Source organism: Gordonia jinhuaensis, assembly GCF_014639795.1.
GTDB lineage: Bacteria > Actinomycetota > Actinomycetes > Mycobacteriales > Mycobacteriaceae > Gordonia_B > Gordonia_B jinhuaensis.
The window spans coordinates 1-20,651 of the sequence record NZ_BMGC01000016.1; the positions used below are offsets into that span (position 1 = coordinate 1).

20 protein-coding genes and 1 pseudogene are annotated in these 20,651 nt (G+C 66.4%); 7 read left to right on the forward strand and 14 right to left on the reverse strand.

The annotated features are described in order from the left end of the window. Positions 1–107: 107 nt before the first annotated feature. Positions 108–917, forward strand: a pseudogene (locus tag IEW22_RS11740) (MFS transporter); the annotation flags it as partial. Positions 918–929: 12 nt separating this feature from the next. On the opposite strand, the gene IEW22_RS11745 reads toward IEW22_RS11740, so the two are convergent. After that, positions 930–2,297, reverse strand: a complete 1,368-nt coding sequence (locus IEW22_RS11745; protein WP_373284179.1) for a DUF4185 domain-containing protein — start codon at positions 2,295–2,297, stop codon at positions 930–932. Between the two features lie 77 nt (positions 2,298–2,374). Then, positions 2,375–3,445, reverse strand: coding sequence for a DUF4185 domain-containing protein (locus IEW22_RS11750; RefSeq protein ID WP_229742522.1), 1,071 nt, complete (start codon positions 3,443–3,445; stop codon positions 2,375–2,377). Between IEW22_RS11750 and IEW22_RS20105 the strand changes: the two genes are divergently transcribed. Then, complete coding sequence (locus IEW22_RS20105) at positions 3,444–3,680, forward strand: hypothetical protein (protein ID WP_229742524.1); 237 nt, start codon at positions 3,444–3,446, stop codon at positions 3,678–3,680. The genes IEW22_RS11750 and IEW22_RS20105 overlap by 2 nt on opposite strands. A 286-nt stretch (positions 3,681–3,966) precedes the next feature. Here the strand turns inward: IEW22_RS20105 and IEW22_RS11755 are convergent, their stop codons facing one another. Next, positions 3,967–4,731, reverse strand: coding sequence for an HAD-IIA family hydrolase (locus IEW22_RS11755; protein ID WP_229742546.1), 765 nt, complete (start codon positions 4,729–4,731; stop codon positions 3,967–3,969). A 156-nt stretch (positions 4,732–4,887) separates the two neighbouring features. Further along, positions 4,888–5,715 (reverse strand): alpha/beta fold hydrolase, encoded by an 828-nt coding sequence (locus IEW22_RS11760; protein WP_229742526.1) that lies wholly within the window; start codon positions 5,713–5,715, stop codon positions 4,888–4,890. Positions 5,716–5,821: 106 nt separating this feature from the next. On the opposite strand from IEW22_RS11760, the gene IEW22_RS11765 reads away from it, so the two are divergent. Beyond that, the gene (locus IEW22_RS11765) at positions 5,822–7,558 is read left to right on the forward strand and encodes an ABC transporter ATP-binding protein (protein WP_188586801.1); all 1,737 of its coding nucleotides are present in this window, start codon (positions 5,822–5,824) and stop codon (positions 7,556–7,558) included. Continuing rightward, positions 7,555–9,546 carry an ABC transporter ATP-binding protein gene (locus tag IEW22_RS11770; protein WP_188586802.1) on the forward strand — a complete coding sequence of 664 codons (1,992 nt, stop codon included), beginning with the start codon at positions 7,555–7,557 and terminating at the stop codon, positions 9,544–9,546. The genes IEW22_RS11765 and IEW22_RS11770 overlap by 4 nt, the downstream gene beginning before the upstream one ends. On the opposite strand, the gene IEW22_RS11775 is transcribed toward IEW22_RS11770, so the two are convergent. The 4 genes from IEW22_RS11775 to IEW22_RS11790 all read right to left on the reverse strand — a co-directional run bounded on the left by IEW22_RS11775 (position 9,536) and on the right by IEW22_RS11790 (position 12,601). Continuing rightward, the gene (locus IEW22_RS11775) at positions 9,536–10,396 is read right to left on the reverse strand and encodes a DMT family transporter (protein WP_188586803.1); all 861 of its coding nucleotides are present in this window, start codon (positions 10,394–10,396) and stop codon (positions 9,536–9,538) included. The genes IEW22_RS11770 and IEW22_RS11775 overlap by 11 nt on opposite strands. Beyond that, complete coding sequence (locus tag IEW22_RS11780; protein WP_229742527.1) at positions 10,396–11,352, reverse strand: MurR/RpiR family transcriptional regulator; 957 nt, start codon at positions 11,350–11,352, stop codon at positions 10,396–10,398. Before IEW22_RS11780 ends, IEW22_RS11775 begins: the two co-directional genes overlap by 1 nt. 42 nt (positions 11,353–11,394) lie before the next feature. Continuing rightward, positions 11,395–11,844 (reverse strand): hypothetical protein, encoded by a 450-nt coding sequence (locus tag IEW22_RS11785; RefSeq protein WP_188586804.1) that lies wholly within the window; start codon positions 11,842–11,844, stop codon positions 11,395–11,397. Positions 11,845–11,992: 148 nt separating this feature from the next. Further along, the gene (locus IEW22_RS11790) at positions 11,993–12,601 is read right to left on the reverse strand and encodes a MarR family winged helix-turn-helix transcriptional regulator (RefSeq protein ID WP_188586805.1); all 609 of its coding nucleotides are present in this window, start codon (positions 12,599–12,601) and stop codon (positions 11,993–11,995) included. 54 nt (positions 12,602–12,655) lie between these two features. Between IEW22_RS11790 and IEW22_RS11795 the strand changes: the two genes are divergently transcribed. Further along, positions 12,656–13,810: an FUSC family protein gene (locus tag IEW22_RS11795; protein ID WP_229742529.1), complete on the forward strand. Its 1,155-nt coding sequence runs from the start codon at positions 12,656–12,658 to the stop codon at positions 13,808–13,810. Positions 13,811–13,900: 90 nt separating this feature from the next. Continuing rightward, entirely contained in the window at positions 13,901–14,665 is a 765-nt protein-coding gene (locus IEW22_RS11800; RefSeq protein WP_188586806.1) for a DUF2127 domain-containing protein, read from the forward strand. Positions 14,666–14,724: 59 nt separating this feature from the next. Here the strand turns inward: IEW22_RS11800 and IEW22_RS11805 are convergent, their stop codons facing one another. From IEW22_RS11805 to IEW22_RS11825, 5 genes are all read right to left on the reverse strand, one after another. Continuing rightward, positions 14,725–16,365, reverse strand: a complete 1,641-nt coding sequence (locus IEW22_RS11805; RefSeq protein WP_188586872.1) for an AMP-binding protein — start codon at positions 16,363–16,365, stop codon at positions 14,725–14,727. Positions 16,366–16,469: 104 nt separating this feature from the next. Further along, positions 16,470–17,258, reverse strand: coding sequence for a sulfite exporter TauE/SafE family protein (locus IEW22_RS11810; protein ID WP_188586807.1), 789 nt, complete (start codon positions 17,256–17,258; stop codon positions 16,470–16,472). Further along, on the reverse strand, positions 17,255–17,791 hold the full coding sequence (locus IEW22_RS11815; RefSeq protein WP_188586808.1) for an SRPBCC family protein: 537 nt from the start codon (positions 17,789–17,791) through the stop codon (positions 17,255–17,257). The genes IEW22_RS11810 and IEW22_RS11815 overlap by 4 nt, the downstream gene beginning before the upstream one ends. Further along, entirely contained in the window at positions 17,788–18,291 is a 504-nt protein-coding gene (locus IEW22_RS11820; RefSeq protein ID WP_188586809.1) for a DUF5709 domain-containing protein, read from the reverse strand. The genes IEW22_RS11815 and IEW22_RS11820 overlap by 4 nt, the downstream gene beginning before the upstream one ends. 88 nt (positions 18,292–18,379) lie before the next feature. Continuing rightward, positions 18,380–18,865: an NUDIX hydrolase gene (locus IEW22_RS11825; RefSeq protein WP_188586810.1), complete on the reverse strand. Its 486-nt coding sequence runs from the start codon at positions 18,863–18,865 to the stop codon at positions 18,380–18,382. A 336-nt stretch (positions 18,866–19,201) separates the two neighbouring features. Between IEW22_RS11825 and IEW22_RS11830 the strand changes: the two genes are divergently transcribed. Then, complete coding sequence (locus IEW22_RS11830; RefSeq protein ID WP_188586811.1) at positions 19,202–20,158, forward strand: alpha/beta hydrolase; 957 nt, start codon at positions 19,202–19,204, stop codon at positions 20,156–20,158. Between the two features lie 131 nt (positions 20,159–20,289). Here IEW22_RS11830 and IEW22_RS11835 read toward each other — a convergent pair whose 3' ends face one another. Next, the gene (locus tag IEW22_RS11835; protein WP_188586812.1) at positions 20,290–20,646 is read right to left on the reverse strand and encodes a hypothetical protein; all 357 of its coding nucleotides are present in this window, start codon (positions 20,644–20,646) and stop codon (positions 20,290–20,292) included. Positions 20,647–20,651: the final 5 nt, after the last annotated feature.

Here is a 20,651-nt window from a genome sequence, read left to right on the forward strand (position 1 = left end):
CCCACTGCCGGCGGGCACCCACCGGCGCCTGGCGTGTCTGCTTGTTGCTGCGTCCCATCGCACACCTCCGTCATCGAGGTGTTGCGACGACCGATTGAATCCACCCGGTGTTCCTCGGTCAGTACTTCCAGATCGCCCGCGGGTACTCCCCGACGGCGGCCGGTCTGCTGACGCTGCCGATGATCATCGGCTCGATGCTCGCCGCCACCGTGTCGGGTGCGCTCATCACCCGGTTCGGCCGGTGGAAGGGCTTCCTGGTCGCCGGTGGCGTGCTGATGACCGTCGGATTCTTCCTGCTGTCGACCATCGACGCGCACACCGACATGGTGATCATCGGGGTGTTCCTGTTCATCCTGGGTCTGGGCATGGGTATGACCATGCAGAACCTGGTGATGGCCGCCCAGAACAACGTCGCCCCCGATGACCTCGGTGCCGCGACGTCGACGGTCACGTTCTTCCGCTCCCTCGGCGGTGCGGCCGGTGTGTCGGTGCTTGGCGCGGTGCTGGCCAGCCACGTCACCGACCTGATCTCCAAGGGACTGAGCGCTGCCGGGGTCGATCCGGCGCAGAGCGGCGGCTCGGGTGCCGGATTGTCCAACCTCAAGGATCTGCCGGGGCCGATCGCCGAGATCGTCCGCAGTGCCTACGGCGACGGGATCGCCCGCATCTTCTTCATCGCCGGGGTGATGGCCGCGATCAGCCTGGTGGCCATCCTGTTCATCCACGAGGTCGCGCTGAAGACGCAGAGCTTCGACGAGCAGCGATTCGCCGCCGCATCTGCAGCTGAGGCAGAACCGGCTGACGAATCGGTTCCCGACACGAGTGAGGTGGTCGTCGGCGCGGCCGAAGCGATCGCCGGGGTACCTGATGTGACCGGCGGTATCGACACCTCCGAGTCGGGTGATCACCGAAAGTGATGTGTTCTCTGGCTATGTCAGATGCAGCTTCGACAGATCGCTGCCGAGCAACATCACGTTGTAGTCCGACCACCGAGACGCGTTGAAGTACAGCTCGTTTCCGGTGCCGAGTAGTGCCGGCGAGGTCGGCTGCATCATCGGGCCGTACAACACGATCGCGCCCGGCGGCACGAGATAGACCGGCGCACTCCACGGTCCGGTGGGGGTGGTCGCGGTGCGCAGCCGGATCCCGTTGTCGCCGTCGAGCATGACGAACTTGCCGAGCTTGCGGCTGTAGGCCACCGACAGTTCGGTCACCGGTTGGTTGATCACGCGCGCCGACCCGTCGTCGGGGATCGCGTCGATGGTGTCGGACCACACCTTGCCGGTCCAGTACTGGTATTTGGTGAAGTCCATGATGTCCCCGGGCCGGAATCGCGCGAGGTAGGCGGCGCCGAAACGTCCGTTGGGGGTACCGAACTGGTAGATGTACCCGTCGGCCGGATCTTCCACGTAGGCGCTCTGCTGGAACTTGCCGTCGTTGTAGTGCACAGACGGCAGTCCGGTGGGCGTGGGGATGGTGATCCCCGCGTTGACCCGGATCGTGTTGAGATTGGTGGCATCCCACGTCTGACCGTTGTCGTGTGATGTCGCGATGCCCGAGAAATTGGTGACCCAGTTGCCGGCCGATCCCCAGGACCGCACCGACATGTAGTTGATGTACTGGGTGTCGCCGATCGAGATCGCCGCGGTGGGGATGTCGGTGACCTCGACCTGGGCGATGCCCAGCGACGGGATCAACTGCTGAGCGAAGTTCGGGCGCCCGGCGATGACGGTGCCTGACGTCGTGTCGCCCTCGACACCGTCGGGGACAGAGATGCCATCGGCGAGGTTGGTGTCATTGCTGCGCAGCAGGACGTTGTGTCGCCACTCCTGGCCGCTCACACTGCAATTGCCGAAGGTGTCGCCGAACGCCATCAGCGTCTGGCCGGAGGAGTTGAGCCAGCTGATGCCCAGATCGGTACCGGAGATACCGAACCGGCTGAACGTGGCGTTGGGGCTCTGGGGACCGGTCACCCACGCGATGGTGTGGGTGCCGTTCGCGTTGAACCCCGGCAACGGACCCTGCGGTCCGGTGGCGGGTGAGGACCCACTGGACCCGCTCGAGCCCGAGCTACCGCTGGAGCCTGAGCTGCCGCTGGAGCCTGAGCTGCCGCTGGAGCCTGAGCTGCCGAACAGTGATCCCAGGCCGCTCGAACCGAACGGGTCGTTGCGCCCGCAGGGTGACGCCGTGGCCGGACCGGCGAGCACAGTGGCGGTGGTGTAGGCGGTGACGACCAGTGTCGCCGCCAGAACCGGTCCGAACAGCCGAGGACAGACATGTGTTGCCGTGCGTGACACCTTCACGGAGAACCCCCGAAGTATGTGACTGGTGTGACGGATGTGACTAATGAGACCACATCATCGCCACTCCGGGGTCACGAAACGGGGATTCGTGCCAGATTCGTGTGCAGCAGCATCACGTTGTAGTCGCCCCAACTCGAGGCGGTGAAGTACAGGTTCGGGCCGCTCGCGTTCGGATAGATGAACGGTGCGTAGATCCCGACGATCGCGTTGGGCGGCACCAGTGTGCGCGGCGGGCTCCAGGGACCCCACGGGTTCTTCGCGGTGTTCATCACGATGGTGTTCCCGTCGCCCACACCGTGCAGCATGATGTAGCGCCCCAGGTAGGAGTTCCAGGCGACCGACAGCTCACCGATCGGCGGAAGGACGATCATGCCCCGGTCGCTCACCTCGTCGACCTTGTTCGTCCACGGCTTCTTGGGGTCGCCGGTCCAGTACTGGTACTTGGTCGCGTCGAGGATGTCGGCCGGCTGGAACCGTGCGAGGAACACGCCGCCGTAACGGCCGTTCGGCGTGCCGTACTGATACACCCAGCCGTCGGTGCCCTGGGCGTAGGCGTTCTGCTGGAACTTGCCGTTACCGCCCGCGTTGAGGCGGATCGACTTCGGATCGGCATGCCAGGTCTGGCCGTTGTCTCCCGAGACGGCGATACCAGAGAAGTTGGTCTGCCAGCGGCCGGGTCCGACACCCCACGTGCGCACCGACATGTAGTTGATGAACTGGTTGGGTCCCAGCGCGATGGCCGCGGTCGGGATGGTGGTGATCTCCACCGAGTTCAGCCCGAGCGAGGGGATCATGTTCTGTGCGTAGTTCGGTGCGAACCCCGAGATCGACGCACCCGAGGTGATCGATCCCGGTACGCCATTACCGATGGTGATGCCGTTGGCAGGCGAGGTGTCATTGGAACGAAGCAGCACGTTGTGGCGCCATTGCTGATCGCCGGCGCCGCAGAAACCGTAGGTGTCGCCGAAGGCCATGAGCGTCTGTCCGCGTCCGTTGTCCCAGGCGATGCCCAGGTCGGTTCCCGAAATACCGAAGCGGTTGAACGTCGAATTGGGGCTCAGTGGGCCGGTCACCCACGAGACGGTGTTGGTGTTGGCGCCGCTGAACCTGGGCAGCGGCCCCTGGGTTCCGATGGGTCGCATGGTGGATCCGCTGTTGGAGCCTGCTGATCCGCTCGATCCCGTCGAGCCCACGCCGATGGCCGAGAGAAGGCTCGATCCGGTGCCGCCGTTGCCGCACGGTGATGCCTGCGCGGTGCCTGTCGCTGCGATGAGACCGGCTGCAGCCATCGAGATCACGGTGGCCGCAGTGGATGCGGATCTGAACAGGCGCATATGGGACAACTCCGTTGTATCGACAGAAATCTCGCTGGCATGAACCCGGGACCCCCGTACCCATCACGAATCGTGACCCATATGAAAAGTATTTGCAACGGCAACCATTGGCTATGTCGCGATCGAATTGTAATATCCGACTGTGTAATTGGACATCTCCGACACAAAAGACACTGACATGAAAGAGGATTCGAGTCCGTGTCCGAACGGCGCGTACCAAACAATTCGGGCCCGCCTGCCAGGCGGGCCCGAATTGTGTTCAGTTGTCTGAGTGCAGTTGCCTGTATGGCTGCAGTTGCCTGAGTACCTGCACGCAGTCGAATTACGTGTCAGTCGTCGAAGGGATGCTGGGTGCGGCCGACGAGGCCGGCGATCGAGTTCATGACGGTCGTCGGCCGGTACGGGTAGGTCTCGATCGATTCCTTGGTCGAGATGCCCGTGAGTACGAGCACCGTCTTCATCCCCGATTCGAGGCCGCCGATGATGTCGGTGTCCATCCGGTCACCGATCATGACCGTATGCCCCGAATGCGCGCCGATCTTGCGTAATGCCGTGCGCATCATCAGTGGATTCGGTTTGCCTACGAAGTACGGATCCTTCTCGGTGGCGTTGGAGATGAGCGCACAGACCGATCCGGTGGCCGGCAGCGGCCCGTTCGGGGAGGGGCCGCTCGCATCGGGGTTGGTCGCGATGAATCGCGATCCCTTGGCGATCAGCTGGATGGCCTTGGTGATCGCCTCGAAGGAGTACATCCGGGTCTCGCCGACCACGACGTAGTCGGGATCGCTCTCGGTGAGGATGTATCCGGCCTCGTGCAGCGCCGAGGTGAGCCCGGATTCGCCGACGGTGTAGGCGGTTCCGCCGGGGCGCTGATCGGAGAGGAAGGTCGCGGTCGCCAGACCCGAGGTCCAGATCGACTCCTCGGGGATGTCGAGGCCGATGGCCAGCATCCGCGCACGCAGATCGCGCGGCGTGCGGATCGAGTTGTTGGTGATGACTGCGAACGGCGTGTTGTTCGACTTCAATTCCTCGATGAACTCGTCGGCACCCGGAACGATCGAATCCTCGTATACGAGAACGCCGTCCATGTCCATGAGGTAGCACCACTGACCGTCTTCGGTCGTGATGGCATCCGGTGTCGGATCGCCCGGTTGTGTGGTCGCCGGTGTTGTGTCCATCGCCCGTCTTTCTCGTCGACTTGCCCGTGCACTCGATCCCCCGTCATCCGATTATGCGTGTGTCCGCGGTGATCATGTGTCGAGATGGGCGTCTTGTCCGGACTCGGTTGCCGGAGAGCGCCGGATGCCTCGCGATGACCGGTGTTGCCGGTGGGCTGACAGGAAAGCCGCCACGGTGTCGCCGAACGCTCGTGGCTGGTCGCGATGCACGCTGTGACCTGCGGCGATCTCGACGAAGGCGCCGTTGCGCAGATGGTCGGTGAGCGTGCGCAGATGGTGCGGCGGAAGGAAACTCGCCGATCCGCCGGAAATGACCAGTGTGGGGCGGTTGACCGCTTCGAGCGTTTCCCACCAGGCCGGATCGGCCACCTCGAACTGTTCGCCGACCTCGGGACCGACCGCACGGTCGTAGCGCAGCAACGGTCCGGGGTTGGCGGCGATGGCCAGCAATCCGCGCGCGGCCGCGCCGAAGGACTGTGACGGCGCGATCTTCTCGTCGAGGTCGGACTGATCGCGGGGCATCGGTGGGACCTCTTCGAGGACAATCGAATTCAGTCGATCCGGATACTCCATCGCATAACGCAGAGCGGTGTGTGCGCCGAGGGAATGGCCGATCAGGTCGAAGTCGTCGAGGCCCAACTGGTCGACCACAAACGCCAGGTCATCGCGGAATCCGTTGAGCGGGTAGTGATCCGAATGTCCGCTGTGCCCGTGGCCGCGCAGATCGACGGCGATCACCGGACGTCCGGTCGAGGCGAGTCGGCGGCTCAGTCGACGCCAGGTGTGGTGGTCGTTACCCATCCCGTGCACCATCACCGCTGGGCGTTCGCGCCGGCCCTCGGTACACCGGGCGGCGAGGGTGAGTCGTCCGCCCTCGTGGTCGCGCGAGAAGTATTCCACTGGGGTGACAATACTGACGGGCGCAGCCCCCTCTGGCGTTGCTACCGTCGACAGGTGCGCGAGGTGCGGAAGTGAATCGGTCAATGGCCGCGATGAGCGGGACGCCATGCTGATCCGGCTGTTGCGCACCTACCTCGGTGCCTACCGGCTAGAGCTGGCCGCGGTCGTGATCCTGCAGGTGGGCGCCACCATCGCGATGCTCTACCTGCCATCGCTGAACGCCGACATCATCGACAACGGGGTGGCCCGCGGCGACACCGGCTACATCGTCGGCACGGGCGTGTGGATGCTCGTCGTGTCGGTGCTGCAGGTGATCGCGACGATCATCGCGCTGTTCTTCGGTGCACGGGCGGCGATGGGTGCCGGCCGCGACATCCGCCGCGACCTGCTGCGCCGCGTCGACGAGTTCTCCGCGCGCGAGGTCGGTTACTTCGGTGCCCCCTCGCTGATCACCCGCACCACCAACGACGTCCAGCAGATCCAGATGCTCGCGGTGATGGCCACGACGATCCTGGTGATGGCACCGATCATGTGTGTCGGCGGCATCGTGATGGGTATCCGCGTGGGTGGTCAGCTCGCCTGGGTGCTGGCGATCGCGGTCCCGCTGCTCGCCGGGGGAATGGCGGTGCTGATCAGCCGGATGATCCCGGGGTTTCGCGCGATGCAGAAGCGCATCGACACGGTCAACCGCATCCTGCGTGAACAGATCACCGGCATCCGGGTGGTGCGTGCCTTCGTCCGTGAGGACTTCGAACGAGCCCGGTTCGGCCGTGCCAACGACGAGCTGACCGACGCCTCGCTGCGTGTCGGCCGCTACATGGCGGTGATGTTCCCGCTGGTGCTGGGCCTGTCGAATCTGGCGATCGTGGCGATCATCTGGTTCGGCGGACACCTGATCGCCGACGGCAAGACCCAGATCGGCGCGCTCACGGCGATGATCGCCTACGTCATGCAGATCATGATGTCGGTGATGATGGCCTCGTTCCTGGCGATGATGGCGCCGCGGGCCAGCGTGTGCGCCGAGCGGATCTGCGAGGTGTTCGACACGCACACCTCGGTGGTCCCGCCCGCCACGCCCAAGCCGTTCACCACCACGCCCGGCCACGTCGAGCTGCGTGACGTCGAGTTCCGCTACCCGGGCGCCGACCGTTGCGTGCTCTCGGGAGTCGCTTTCACCGCACGTCCGGGCACCACCACCGCGATCGTCGGATCGACCGGATCGGGCAAGACCACGCTGCTGTCGGTGATCCCGCGGCTGATCGACGTGACCGACGGTTCGGTGACCGTGGGCGGTACGGATGTGCGCGATCTGGACTTCGACACGCTGCGGTCGCAGATCGGTCTCGTTCCGCAGAAGCCGTACCTGTTCGCCGGGACCGTCGAGTCGAATCTGCGTTTCGGCAAGGACGACGCGACCGAGGAACAGATGTGGGAGGCGTTGCGGATCGCGCAGGCTGCCGACTTCGTCGCCGAGATGCCCGACGGCCTGGCGACCCCGATCGGACAGGGCGGCACCACGGTCTCGGGTGGTCAGCGGCAGCGCCTGGCGATCGCCCGTGCGGTGATCCGCCGCCCGTCGATCTATCTGTTCGACGACTCGTTCTCCGCACTCGACCTGGAAACCGACGCCCGGCTGCGGGCCGCACTGGAACCGGTGACCGCTGACGCCTGTGTGGTGATCGTGGCCCAGCGCATCTCCACCATCCGTGACGCCGAGCAGATCGTGGTGCTCGACCGGGGCGAGGTGGTGGGGCTGGGCACGCATGACGAGCTGATGGACTCCTGCGAGACCTACATCGAGATCGCGCAGTCGCAGTTGTCGGCGGCCGAGGGGGCACGGTGAGTCGCGGCGGCGGGCCGGCGGCCGCGGCGGGGCGCGGCGGTTCGGCCGGCCGGGCGCCGGGTGAACGGGCGCGCAACTTCGGTCCGTCGGTCAAGCGGATCGTGACCCTGCTCGGCGAGCACCGGCTGGCGATCGTCGCGGTGTTCGTCTTCGCACTCGCCTCGGTGGTGCTGACCGCATTCGGCCCCAGGGTTCTCGGCCATGCCACGAACCTGATCTTCGAGGGGGTCGTGGGATCGCAACTGCCCGCCGGCCAGACCAAACAGCAGGCGGTCGACGCGCTGCGTGAGCAGGGCCACGGCACCTTCGCCGACATGGTGTCGTCGATGAACGTGACCCCCGGGCGCGGTATCGACTTCCATGCTATCGGTATGACCCTGCTGCTCGTGGTGGTGCTCTATGCCGCGTCGGCGTTGCTCAGCTGGTTCGTGGGTCTGGTGCTCAACCGGGTCACCCAGGCGACCGTCCGCACGTTGCGTACCCAGGTGGAGGACAAGATCCATCGCCTGCCGCTGAGCTACTTCAACCGCACCGAACGCGGTGAGCTGCTCAGCCGCGTCACCAACGACCTCGACAATCTGTCGCAGAGCATGCAGCAGACCATCTCCCAGCTGGTGAACTCGGTGTTCACCGTGATCGCGATCCTGGTGATGATGCTGACGATCTCGCCGCTGCTGTCGCTGGTCGCGCTGGCGACGATCCCGCTCGCGGTGATCGCCACGGCACTGGTGGCCAAGCGGTCGCGCCCCCATTTCATGGCGCAGTGGGCGGCGACCGGATCGCTCAACGCCCAGGTGGAAGAGGCCTACACCGGGCACGAACTGGTGAAGGCGTTCAGTCGCCAGCACGCTGTCGAGACGCGCTTCGACGATCAGAACGAGAAGCTCTACGCGGCGAGCTGGCGAGCCCAGTTCACCTCGGGCATCGTGATGCCGACGATCATGTTCCTCGGCAACGTGAACTACGTGCTGGTGGCGATGGTCGGCGGACTGCAGGTGGCCTCGGGATCGCTGAGTCTGGGGTCGGTGCAGGCGTTCATCCAGTACTCGCGGCAGTTCACCCAGCCGCTCACCCAGATCGGGTCGATGTTCAACCTGATGCAAAGCGGTGTGGCCTCGGCCGAGCGGATCTTCGACATCCTCGACGCCGACGAACAGAGTCCCGACGCCGACCCGGCGCGCACCCCCGACACCGACAGCGGCCGGATCGTCTTCGACCATGTGGCCTTCAGTTACACCTCGAAACGCCCGCTGATCACCGACCTGTCGCTGGTCGCCGAGCCGGGCAACATGGTGGCCATCGTCGGACCCACCGGGGCGGGGAAGACCACGCTGGTGAACCTGATCATGCGGTTCTACGAGATCGACAGCGGGACCATCACCCTCGATGGCGTGGACACATCGCAGATGACGCGGTCGGATCTGCGTGAACGCACCGGCATGGTGTTGCAGGATTCATGGCTGTTCGGGGGCACCATCCGCGACAACATCGCCTACGGGGACCCGACAGCGACCCCGGAGCAGATCCTCGAGGCCGCGCAGGTCAGCCATGTCGACGATTTCGTGCGGGTGCTGCCTGATGGATACGACACCGTGATCGACGAGGAGGGTGGGGGTGTCAGTGCCGGGGAGAAGCAGCTCATCACGATCGCCCGCGCATTCCTCGCCCGGCCCACGGTGCTGATCCTCGACGAGGCGACCAGTTCGGTGGACACCCGCACCGAGTTGCTGATCCAGAAGGCGATGGCGAATCTGCGCACCGACCGGACGAGTTTCGTGATCGCACACCGGCTGTCGACTGTCCGAGATGCCGACACGATTCTGGTGATGGAACACGGCGACATCGTGGAGCAGGGCACACACGACGAACTGCTCGCCATGCACGGCGCCTACTACCGGCTCTACATCAGTCAGTTCGCCGGACCTGCCGACACCGACGACGAGACGGGCCTCGCGGAGGGGATCAACTCCGGTGGAGTCAGAAGCTGATTGCCGCGATGCCGGTGAGGACGACTGCGGCTCCGACGATGCGCCGGGGCAGATGGGATTCGCCGAACAGCCGCCACGCGAGGAGAGAGCCGATGACGATGGACGATTCGCGCAGTGGCGCGACCAGCGCGACCGGTGCGTGCTGCATGGCGACCAGCACCAGGATGTAGGCGATCGGCGAGAGGACCGCGATGGTCGCGATCGGCGCGGTGTTGTCGCGGAGCACCGGTGCGATCTCGCTGCGCCGCCGCAGGGCCCCGGGTGTGAGGATCAGCGCTTCGAGCAACATGGTGGCCGCGTAGTAGGTGAACGGCGACAGATGCAGCGTGGTCACGCAGTAGCTGTCCCAGAGGGTGTACGAGGCGATGGCGATGCCGGTGGTCATCCCCCAGGCAACTCCCCGGGCTGGTTGATTCTTGTTGCCGCCGAACGGATTCCCGGTGCCGACCATGATCCCGGCGACGACCACGAGGGCGCCGATGACCGCCGCGGCGGTGAGATGTTCGCCGAGTAGAACGATGGCCGCCACCATCGTGAGCACCGGTCCGATGCCGCGTGCCACCGGGTAGACCACACCGAGTTCGGAGGCGTCGTAGCCGGCTTGTAGTGACAGCGAGTACGCCACGTGCAGCACCGCCGAGACGACTGCGCCGATCGCCAGATGCCCACTGAGGGTGTCGTTTCCGACCACCATGACCACGATGCCGATCGGCACGAACAGCAGCGCCGACGCAGCCGAATAGGCCCAGACGAACACCACCGTGTCGCCTCGCTTGTACTTGGACACGGTGTTCCACACCGCATGTGCGGCTGCTGCGATCAGCACGATCGCGATGGCGGCGGCCGGCATCAGCCGATGTCGGGCAGGTCGATACCTGCCCGTTCCGCGCGGGTGTCGTGCTGTGGATCGCGTAGGGCCAGAGCCGTTGCGAGAGAATCGATCACGACAAGGTGTGCCAATCGGCTCCCCGCGGCGGCCATCTGGGTGGGCAGCGGGGAGCCGCCGACCACCAGGGCGATGTCGGCGAGGGTGGCCAGCGGGGTGTCGTACTGGTCGGTGATCGCTATCAGTGTCGCGCCCGCCGAGGACGCGGCGTCGGCGACGTCGAGTGTGGAGGTGGTGCGGCCGGTCGCGCTGACCGCGACCACCACGTCGTCGTTGTCGAGCAGGCGCGCGGCGATCATCGCCGATTCGTGGTCGGTGATGTGGAATGCTCTGGCGCCCAACACACGTAGTCGGAATGCGGCATCGGCGGCGATCGCCGACGAGGTGCCGGCCCCGACGCTGAGTACCTGGCCGGCACCGCGTACGGCGTCGACGGCCTCGTCGAGAGCGCCGAGGTCGATGGCGCCGGCGATCGCGGTGAGCGCGTCGGTGCCGGTACGGATCGACGCCTCCACGATGGTCGCCGCAGACGCATCGGCGGTGAGTGCCGTCGGGGGAGCGAAGAACTCGGTGGTGCCGCGCGCACGGGCGATCTCGAGCTTCAGCTCGGTGAACCCGGTGAACCCGATGGCGCGTGCCGCGCGGACCACGCTCGGAGCCGACACCCCGGCGCGCGCGGCGACCTGCGCGGTGGTGGCCGCGCCGACGAACAGCGGGTCGGTCAGGATCAGATGGACGACCTTGGCCTCGCTGGCGGCCAAGTCGCTGCTGCGGGCCTGTAGCGCGCCGAGCCATCGGGTCAGTGCACTGTCCCCCGAGGAGGCACTGTCCCCTGAGGAGGCACTGTCCCCTGAGGAGGCACTGTCCCCTGAAGGCCCGTCGCCGGCACCCGTAATGGAATTACCGTCAGTATCTTCCACACGTAACAGAGTAACGCCCCGGGGTGGAGCGGACGGTGCCGGTCACCGTTGGCTGAAAGCCTCCGGCGCCGACGCGGCCGCGCGCCGCAAGAGCTGCGGGTCGTCGGAGGCGCCGAGGACTGCGGTCAGCCGGGTCTCGGCGGATTCCCGCTGCTTCACCACGCGCTTCTTGCCCTCGGAGCCGAACCAGAATCCCATCAGCACGGTGATGAACGGCAGGATCAGCTGCGCGAGATCGACCGCTCGCCGGTACTGGTCGACGATGACCGTGCCGTGCGCGTCGATCACCGGCGGCGTCGCCAGCGAGTTCCAGGCCGCGACGAATGCGTAGACGAGCAGTCCGCACAGGGCCAGCGACAGCAGTGCGCGGATCACGGTCGCGGAGTCGAGCGCGGTCAGCCGGTCCCAGGACGTCGATGTCGCGCCGGGAGTCGACGTGGCCGCGGATTGCGCGACCGGTGTCGAGGCGGTCGGGGGTGTCGTTGCGGTCATGGTGACTCCTCGAGTGTGGCAGTGGCGAAGATGCCGCGGTCGCGATCCATGGTCGTGACCGTGCCGAGGTGTCACATGCGTAGTCGACTACCCGAAAAGTGCGCGGCGCCCGGTGGTACGCCCCTCGAGAGTTGCTGCGAGGGCGGACTCAGTGCAGGCGATCGGCGCCGTCGAGGTCGCGGGTGATCTTGGTCAGCAGTGCGGTGAGCTGGTCGCGTTCGGGACCGGTCAACGCGGACAGGACGTCGTTGTCGCCGGCGAGGCGGCGGGGGAGCACCCGGTCGATCAGCGCCCTGCCGTCGTCGGTCGCGGCGAGTAGGACCACCCGTCCGTCGTGTTCGGAACGGCGGCGTTCGATCAGTCCTCGAGCGGCCAGCGCCTCGGTGAGCTTGGTGATGGACGCGCCGGAGAGCATCGTCGTCGACACCACGTCGCTGGCGCGCAGCGGTCGCTGTGCGCGGACCAGCGCGCCGAGGACCTCGAACTCCGACCGCGAGATGCCGTGTTCGTCGAGGTTGCGGTCGAGGCGATGGGTGACCACCGACGAGATCCGCTGGATACGCCCGAGGATGGCGATGGGGGTGGTGTCCAGATCGGGGTGGCTGCGCTGCCACTCGGCGTGGATCCGGGCCACCACATCGGTGCCGGGTTCGCCGCTGCCGGCCACAAAAGCCTCTTCGGCGGCGGCCTGACCGGCGGCGACCTGACCTGCGTCGCCGTGTGCGGTCGGCGGCGTCGGGTCGTCGAGTGTGTTCATGATCGCAGTCTACCGCTATATGTTTTACTGGTGAAGCAGTTGTAAACTGTTCATGTGCGTAGTTCTCCCACCATCGATCGTGACGACCTCGTCCTCCACACGCGGCACCGCGTCAACGCCCTGCATCATGCTGTCCGGCCGTCGACGTGGCTCGATGCGCTGCGCCTGAACGCTGCCGACACGAGCACCGCAGCTGCCCTGCGCGTGGGTGTGGCGGTGGCCGTGGTGCTGGTGATCGGCGGACTGGCCGGTCAGTATTCGGTGGCGGGAATCGCCTCGCTCGGCGCGATCGTGTCCGCGTTCTGTCGCCCCGACCCCTATCGGGTGCGGATGCCCCGGCTGGTGTTCGTCGCGGTGATGCTGTGGACCTCGGTGGCCGTCGGCGGACTGCTCGCGGTTCTGCACGCCCCGATCGCAGTCCAGATCGTGGTGATGGCGCTGCTCGGCGGCGTGGGAGCACTGGTCGTCGCCGCGCTGCACCTGGTGGGGCCCGGAGCAGTGGTGATGGTCTTCGCGGCGAACGCGGCGCTCGGCTCGGTCGCCGACTGGCGTGGGCTGGTCACCGCGATGGTGTCGGTCATGATCGGCACGGCGGTCGGATTCGTCGCTGCCATCGCACCCTGGATCTGGGTGCAGGTGGCGAGGGCGTTCGGTCGCGACGTGACACTCGTCGAACCCGCTGCGGGAGTCGCATACGACTCGATCGCGCGATCGCTGGTGCGCGTCACCGATCGCCGGCATCTCGAACTGGCCGGACGGGTGGTGGTCGCATCGGCGCTGGCCGCAGGGGTCGCGGTGGCGCTGGGGCTGCAGCACCCGATGTGGGCCGCGATGGGCGCCCTGGCGGCACTGGTCGGCGTGCAGTACCACAACTCCGTCCGCCGCGGCGTGCAGCGACTGCTCGGCAACGTGGGCGGTGCCGCGATCGCCGCAGTACTGCTGATGATCCCGCTCGGCTTCTGGTGGTCGGTGGTGTTCGTGGTCATCTTCCAGACGATCGCCGAGATCATGGCACCGCGTAACTACGGCATCACCTCGCTGGTGGTGACGCCGATGGCACTGCTGATGACCGCACTGGGTGCGGGCCTGAGTTCCGGTGTGGCGTTGACCCGCGTGTTCGACACCTTCGTCGGTGTGGTGATCGGCATCGTGATCGCCGCGGTGACGATCACCCGAGACGACCGGGTCGGCGACCCGAGCCGCTCGTAGCGCCGGTGAACCCGTGGCGCCGGTGAACCCGTCGCGCCGGTGAACCCGTCGCGCCGGTGAAGCGGGCTTCGGCGGCCTAATCTCGCGGGAGTGGACTGGTCGTTGCAGGCGTGTTCGTTACGCGGACATGCAACCTACCGCCCCGATGAGGCGGACCTCGCTGATCGACTGCATGTGGTGACGGTGGCGGGTACGGCGTGGCGATGTCTGCGCTGCGGCGATTTCGTCCCGGGCGATCCGGCGGGATCGGGCCCGGCCGACGAGGCGCCCGACGTCCTGCGTGGGAAGTCGTTGCGCGATGCGGTGATCCTCCGGTTGCTGGCCATCGAGCGACTCTTGCGTGCTGTCGTCATGGTCGCCGCCGCCTATGTGGTGCTGAAATTCCGTAACACCGAGGATGCCGTGCACCGATCGTTCGAGGGCGATCTCCCGGAGTGGCGCGATCTCGCTCGACAGGTGGGCTGGAACATCGACGACTCGCGGATACTGCGGCTGATCGAGAAGGCGTTCTCGCTGTCGCCGACGGTGCTCATGTGGGTGGGGATCGCACTGATAGCACTCGGCGTGCTGTCACTGGCCGAGTCGGTGGGTCTGTGGCTGATGAAGCGTTGGGGCGAATACCTCGCCGTGATCGCCACCAGTGTGTTCCTCCCGTTCGAGATCTACGAACTCACCGAGAACGCCACCTGGACCAAGATTCTGGTGTTCTTCATCAACGTGGCCGCCGTGGTGTATCTGGTGTGGAGCAAGCGCCTGTTCGGTGCGCGCGGTGGCGAGAGGGCATTCCGCGCGGAACACGAATCGCAGAGTCTGCTCTCGGTGGAGCGCGCCGCACTCGAAGACGGCTCCGACTAGTCCGCTGGGTCCACACACCCGGGCGGACCGGGTGATCGGCTGCCCTGCCGCGAGAACGGTCAGCCCTGGATGCGCGTGGTCGCGTCGCCCCATTCCTTCTCCCGCAGTTCGTGTTTGCGGACCTTGCCGGTCGAGGTCTTGGGCAACTGCACGAGGAAGTCGACGTCGCGCGGCGCCTTGTACCCGGCGATCTTCGCTTTCACGTGGGCGATGAGATCGGCCTCGGTGACCGTCGCACCCTCCACCAGCACGACGAACGCCTTCGGTCGTTCACCCCACTTCTCGTCCGGCACCCCGATCACCGCCACGTCGATCACCTCGGGGTGGGCGAACAGGGCCTGCTCCACCTCGACGGTGGAGATGTTCTCGCCCCCGGAGATCACCACGTCCTTGGCCCGGTCGAGAAGTGCGACATAGCCATCGGTGTGCATCACACCGAGGTCGCCGGAGTGGAACCAGCCGCCGGCGAACGCCTTCTCGGTGCCTTCGGGGTCGTCGAGGTAGCCCTTCATCACGTTGTTGCCGCGCATCACGATCTCGCCCATCTCCATCCCGTCGGGGGTGACGTCGATGAGTTGGCCGTCGGGTCCGGACTCGGCGCGCACCACGCGCAGCGGTTCGGCGGTGAGGAAGCCGACGCCCTGACGTGCCATCAGCCGTGAGCGTTCCTCCGCGCCGAGTCGGTCCCAGGCCGGTTGCGGCTCGCAGATCGAATACGGGCCGTAGGTCTCGGTGAGACCGTAGACATGCACCAATTCGGCACCCAGGTCGGCGATCTTGCCGATGATGGTCGGGCTCGGCGGCGCGCCGGCGGTGACGATCGTGAGCGGATGGTCGAGCACATGCGCCTGTTCGGCGGTCACCAGTGTCGACAGCACCGTCGGGGCTCCGCACATGTGGTCGATGCCCACCGAGTCGATGAGTTCCCACATCGCCTCCCCGCGGACCGCACGCAGACAGTGATGGGTACCCGCAGCCGCGGTCACCGCCCAGGTGGTGCACCAGCCGTTGCAGTGGAACATCGGCAGTGACCACAGATACTGGGTGTCGACGTCGAAGCCCTGGTGGTGAACCTCGCCGAGAGCGTTGAGATAGGCGCCGCGGTGGGTGTACATCACGCCCTTGGGTCGTCCGGTGGTGCCCGAGGTGTAGTTGATGGTGATGGTCGCGGTCTCGTCTTCGGTCTCCCAGCGCGCGGGGGCCTCGGCGTCGCCGGTGGCCAGCAGGTCGCCGTAGCGCCGTGCGGAGGCGAAGTGCGCCTCGTCGAGCGCTGGTTCGCTGCCGTCTGCCTCGGGCAGTACCACCACCTGCGCCACCTCGGCGGTGGCATCCCCGGCGGCGAGAATCGGTGCGAGCAGCGCGGATTCGCCCATGAAGATCTTCACCGAGGAGTGCCGGAGGATGTAGGCGACCTCCTCGGGTGACAGCCGGGTGTTGATGGCCACCAACGCCGCACCGACCAGCGGGACCGCGAAATGGGCGATGAGCAGTTCTGCGCTGTTGGAGGCGAGGTAGGCCACTCGATCCCCCGGTCGGACGCCGGTGCGACGCAGGGCGTCGGCGAGCCGGACCGTGTCGCGGGCGAACTGCGCGTAATCCCACGATCGCGGCCCGTCGACGATCGCGGTCTTGTCCGGGTGGACCTCGGCGGCACGGCCGAGGAAACGCAGAGGGGTCAGTGGGACGTCGAGACCGGACACGGCAGTCAGCCCTTTCGTGGCGCAGAGGTCGCCGGATGTGTGGCGAAGCACAATTCTACGATCGTGGTGGCGGTGATCACCATCGCAGGGGGCCGTACTGCCGGTCAGCTGGTCGGGGAGAAGGCCAGCCAGGCGGCCAGACCGAAGCCGGCGATGGCGACCGCGGTGCGCAGCGGAGCCTCGGGCAGTCGTCGGACCACGGGCGGTCCGAGCCAACCACCGATCAGACATCCCGCACCCATGATCACCGCGGCGGCCCAGTGCACCGGACCGGTCAGTGCGAAGTAGACGGCGGCGACGAGATTCGCGACACCGAGTACCACCGACTTGAGAAGTGTTGCACGCCAGAGTGGTTCGGTGCTCATGAGCAATGTCGTCGCCAACATGATGACGCCCGCACCGGCGCCGAAGTATCCGCCGTAGATCGAGATCACGCCGACGACCACCACGAAGGCAACCGGATGCGGAATCGGATTCGGTTGGCGCAGAACCGATCCGCCCACCTCGGCGCGGCTGCGGGAGAACCGGCGGACCAGCGGCTGGCACAGCAATGCCAGTGAGGCGAGCACGATGAGCCAGGGGACCACAGCGCCGAACACGCTGTGCGGCAGTCGAAGGAGTAGGATCGCCCCGATCGTGCCACCGATCGCAGCGGCGCCAATCAACCACCAGAGCAGACGTCCGTGATGGATCAGTGACCGACCGGATTTCGCGGTCGAGCCGACCCCCACGGCGACCAGTGCCAGGGTGTTGGTCACATTGGCGGCCACCGGCGACAATCCGACCGCCAGCAGCGCGGGGTAAGAGACCAGTGACGCCAGTCCGGTGATGTACCCGACAAGTCCGGCACCGAAGCCCGCGGCGAGCAGGATCGCCGCGTCGGCGATCGTCATTCGGCGGTGGCTGTGCCGGCCGGCTCCATCGGGGTTGCGTAGGTGTATCCGCGTCGTGCGGTGCGGTCGAGTATCCCCAGGGTGCCCTTGAGTGCGGACTCCGAGATCACCGGGAAGATGCCACGGGCACGCCAGACGTCATCGATCTGCGACCAGTCGTAGTACGAGGTGGCCAGCGTCGCCGCGCCGTCGTCGACCGGCTCGAGTCGATAGCCGTAGACGTGGCCGATCTGTGGGCGGATGGTGCCCAGGATCGTCCAGGCGATCTCGCGACCAGGGGTGAAGTCGGTGATGGTGACCTCGACGTCGTATTCGCCCATCGGAAGGTCACCGAGCGCCTCACGGTCCATGTGCACGGTGAAGGTGTCGCCGGCGGCGGTGACCCGCTCGCCGCTCGCATCCATCAGCATGCCGGTCGAGTCGATGGCCACATGACCCTGCGGGTCGGTGAGCACGGCGAACACCTGATCCGCCGGCACCGGGATCCGTCGGCTCACCTCGATGCGCTCAGCGGTGCCCCCTGGTTCGCTCATGCCGGCGGCTGGTCGTCGTCCACCACGTGGACGGCAGCCTCCTCGGCGGATGCCGCACCGCCGTCGATGCCGGCGTCCTCGGCGATCTCCTCCTGATCGAAGCTGGCCTCGACCCCGAAGTCGTCGTCGGTGTAGAGCCGGCCCGACCTGCGGTCGCCCACCTCATCGTCCTCGGGGAATTCCGGGCTCGAGTCGGCCTCCTCGGGACGCCACTGGTCGGGGTCATCCGACGGCAGCTCGTCCTCGTCGGCGTAGGCACGCGCGGCCGGATCGGGGACCTCCTCGCGCGTGTACTGCTCGATACCCTCCCCGTGTTCCTGATCCTCTGCGGTGACGCCGTAGTTCGCTGAGGCGGGGAAGCGGTCGGGCGGCGAATAACCCTCGTCGAGTGCGTCCTCGACGCCGATGTCCACGAGGCTGTCCTCGGGCTGGAGCTGATTGTCCGGATCGGTGTCGTAAACCGACCCGTTTTCGCTGATGCCCTCGTCGTCGGTGCTCATGACCTCACGGTAGACGCCGATCAGGCGATCGTCACCACTGCCTGCGAGTGCCGGCGCAGGTCGAGGCCACAGCTCCGCAAGGCCTGGTTCACGCCTCGCGGAAGCGGGCCGGGCCCGGTTCGGCGAGCGCGGAGGAGATGCGTTCGGCCATCGACTCCGAGACCGGTGGCAGTGCGTCGGCGGGGAACCAGCCGGTGTCCACACTCTCGTCGTCGTTGACCACCGGCTCGCCGCTGTGCCACTGCATCCGGAACACCAGGTCGAGGTAGCGGGTGCGGTCGCCGTTGGGGTAGACCACCTCGGGGATCACATGAACCAGTGTCAGCGCCTGGGCGGTGGCGATGACCGAGGTCTCCTCGGCTACCTCGCGCGCGGCGGCGACGGCGGGTTCCTCACCAGGGTCGATGATTCCGGTGACCGGCGTCCATTCGTGATTGTCGGCGCGACGGACCATCAGTATTTCGGGGATGTCGGTATCTCCCTCGCGCACCACGACCGCGGTCACCCCGGACAGCCACAGCGGTGCATGACCGACCTTCTCGCGCAGTTCGAGGATGAATTCTGGGGTCGCCACGTGGTCGATCGTAGGGCTGCCGGAGACCGCGGGTGAGATGGAGGTGAGGTGGTACCCCGAGATCTCACCTCTGTTACGAATGATGCATAAGTGACTAGAGTGACTTAATCTCGTGGGGTCACTGTCGACGCGGTGATTGTCTGCAGTGGTGTCGGGCAAACAGGTGTCGGGTAAACAATTACCACTGTGGAAGTAACGGCGCCACAACAGTTTTCATGCAGAACCTGTCGTCCAGTGCATTCTGTGCTCATATCGGCGACTGTGCTGCCGAGCTGTTATCGGCCTGTTACTCTCTCGAAGGTCAATCGAACGAAGAGCGAAACCAGAGGTTGTCGAATGTCGATCCGCCGAGTCAAGACCCGCCTGCTCGCGGGCGTTCTCGCGGCTGTCGCCGCGGTGTCGTCCGCAGTGGTCGCCGGCACCAGTCCTGCCGCGGCGGACTCCGCGCTCGTCTACGTCCACTCGACGTCGATGAACAAGAACATCCCGGTGAAGATCCTCAAGGCCGCCGGCGGCGGTCCTGCACCGACGCTTTATCTGCTCGACGGTCTGCGGGCGCCGGACGACAACAACGGCTGGCTGATCAACACCGACGTGGTGAAGTTCTTCGCGAACAAGCACGTCAACGTCGTGATCCCGTTCGGTGGCGGCGGCACCTTCTACTCCGACTGGGAGCGTGACGACCCCAAACTGGGCCACGTGCGCTGGGAGACCTTCCTGACGCGTGAGCTGCCCGCGTACATGCGTGGCCAGGGCAGCGACGGCGTCCACAACGCGATCGCGGGTCTGTCGATGAGCGGCACCTCGGCGCTGAACCTCGCCGCCCACAATCCGAACTTCTATCAGGGGGTGGCCTCCTACAGCGGCTACCCGACCGCCAGCACTCCGGGTTTCGCGCAGGGCATCCAGGTGTCGGTGGCGCAGATGGGCGGCAACCCGCTCAACATGTGGGGCGTCTGGCCGTCGCCGAGCTGGTTCCGCAACGACCCGTCGCTCAACGCGGGTGCGCTGCGCGGCAAGCGCGTCTACCTCTCGGCCGGTGACGGCCGGTCGGTGGACCCGACGGTCAACCCGCTCAGCGGCAACTTCAACCCGATGTGGTTCACCCAGATGGTGCCGCTCGAGGTCGCCTCGGGGATCAGCACCGACCTGTTCATCCCGATCGCACAGGCCAACGGCGCGATCCTGACCACGCACACCAATGAGGACGGCTACCACTGGTGGAGCTACTGGCAGGCGCGTCTGCACGAATCGTGGCGGACCACGCTGGGCCCGGCCCTCGGGGTGCGCTGAGCGAACACAACGACACCAACACGAACACCGACGCCGCCGATCGACGAGATCGGCGGCGTCGGTGTCTGTCGGGTCGGTGGTATGGGTCAACGACCCGGTCAGGTCACCCTCGGGTGTGAGGGATCGGGCGATCAGGCGCCGTCGACGGTTCCTGAACTCCCGCCGACCGCCTGGTTGCGGTGGTTGCGCGGCGCGCGTTGGGCAGCGTCGTAGGCCTCGCGTTCCTCTTTGATGCGGGGCGTCTCGCCGATCGCAGCAGCATCGTCGTAGGCGAACGGACTGGGTCCCGACGGGGCGCCCTCGTCGAAATCGCCGTCGGCGGCCGGGTCGGGATCGGCGTCGGGCTCGGCCAACTCGTGACGCCAGCCGTCGTAGACGGCTTCCTGCCTGCGCAGTTCGGGAGTGCGGCCGACCTCGGGATCACCGTCGAATGCGAACGGGCTCGGACCCGGTGAGCTGCCTTGATCGGGATCGATGGGTTCGGTCATCGTCA

Bases quoted from the DNA above. Each gene is read 5' to 3' on its own strand.
- IEW22_RS11790 (WP_188586805.1), bottom strand. From the start codon at position 12,601: ATGAACACACTCGACGACCCGACGCCGCCGACCGCACACGGCGACGCA.
- IEW22_RS11755 (WP_229742546.1), bottom strand. From the start codon at position 4,731: ATGGACATGGACGGCGTTCTCGTATACGAGGATTCGATCGTTCCGGGT.
- IEW22_RS11775 (WP_188586803.1), bottom strand. From the start codon at position 10,396: ATGCCGGCCGCCGCCATCGCGATCGTGCTGATCGCAGCAGCCGCACAT.
- IEW22_RS11750 (WP_229742522.1), bottom strand. From the start codon at position 3,445: ATGCGACCCATCGGAACCCAGGGGCCGCTGCCCAGGTTCAGCGGCGCC.
- IEW22_RS11830 (WP_188586811.1), top strand. From the start codon at position 19,202: ATGTCGATCCGCCGAGTCAAGACCCGCCTGCTCGCGGGCGTTCTCGCG.
- IEW22_RS11785 (WP_188586804.1), bottom strand. From the start codon at position 11,844: ATGACCGCAACGACACCCCCGACCGCCTCGACACCGGTCGCGCAATCC.
- IEW22_RS11810 (WP_188586807.1), bottom strand. From the start codon at position 17,258: ATGACGATCGCCGACGCGGCGATCCTGCTCGCCGCGGGCTTCGGTGCC.
- IEW22_RS11835 (WP_188586812.1), bottom strand. From the start codon at position 20,646: ATGACCGAACCCATCGATCCCGATCAAGGCAGCTCACCGGGTCCGAGC.
- IEW22_RS11820 (WP_188586809.1), bottom strand. From the start codon at position 18,291: ATGAGCACCGACGACGAGGGCATCAGCGAAAACGGGTCGGTTTACGAC.
- IEW22_RS20105 (WP_229742524.1), top strand. From the start codon at position 3,444: ATGGTGGATCCGCTGTTGGAGCCTGCTGATCCGCTCGATCCCGTCGAG.
- IEW22_RS11815 (WP_188586808.1), bottom strand. From the start codon at position 17,791: ATGAGCGAACCAGGGGGCACCGCTGAGCGCATCGAGGTGAGCCGACGG.
- IEW22_RS11765 (WP_188586801.1), top strand. From the start codon at position 5,822: ATGCTGATCCGGCTGTTGCGCACCTACCTCGGTGCCTACCGGCTAGAG.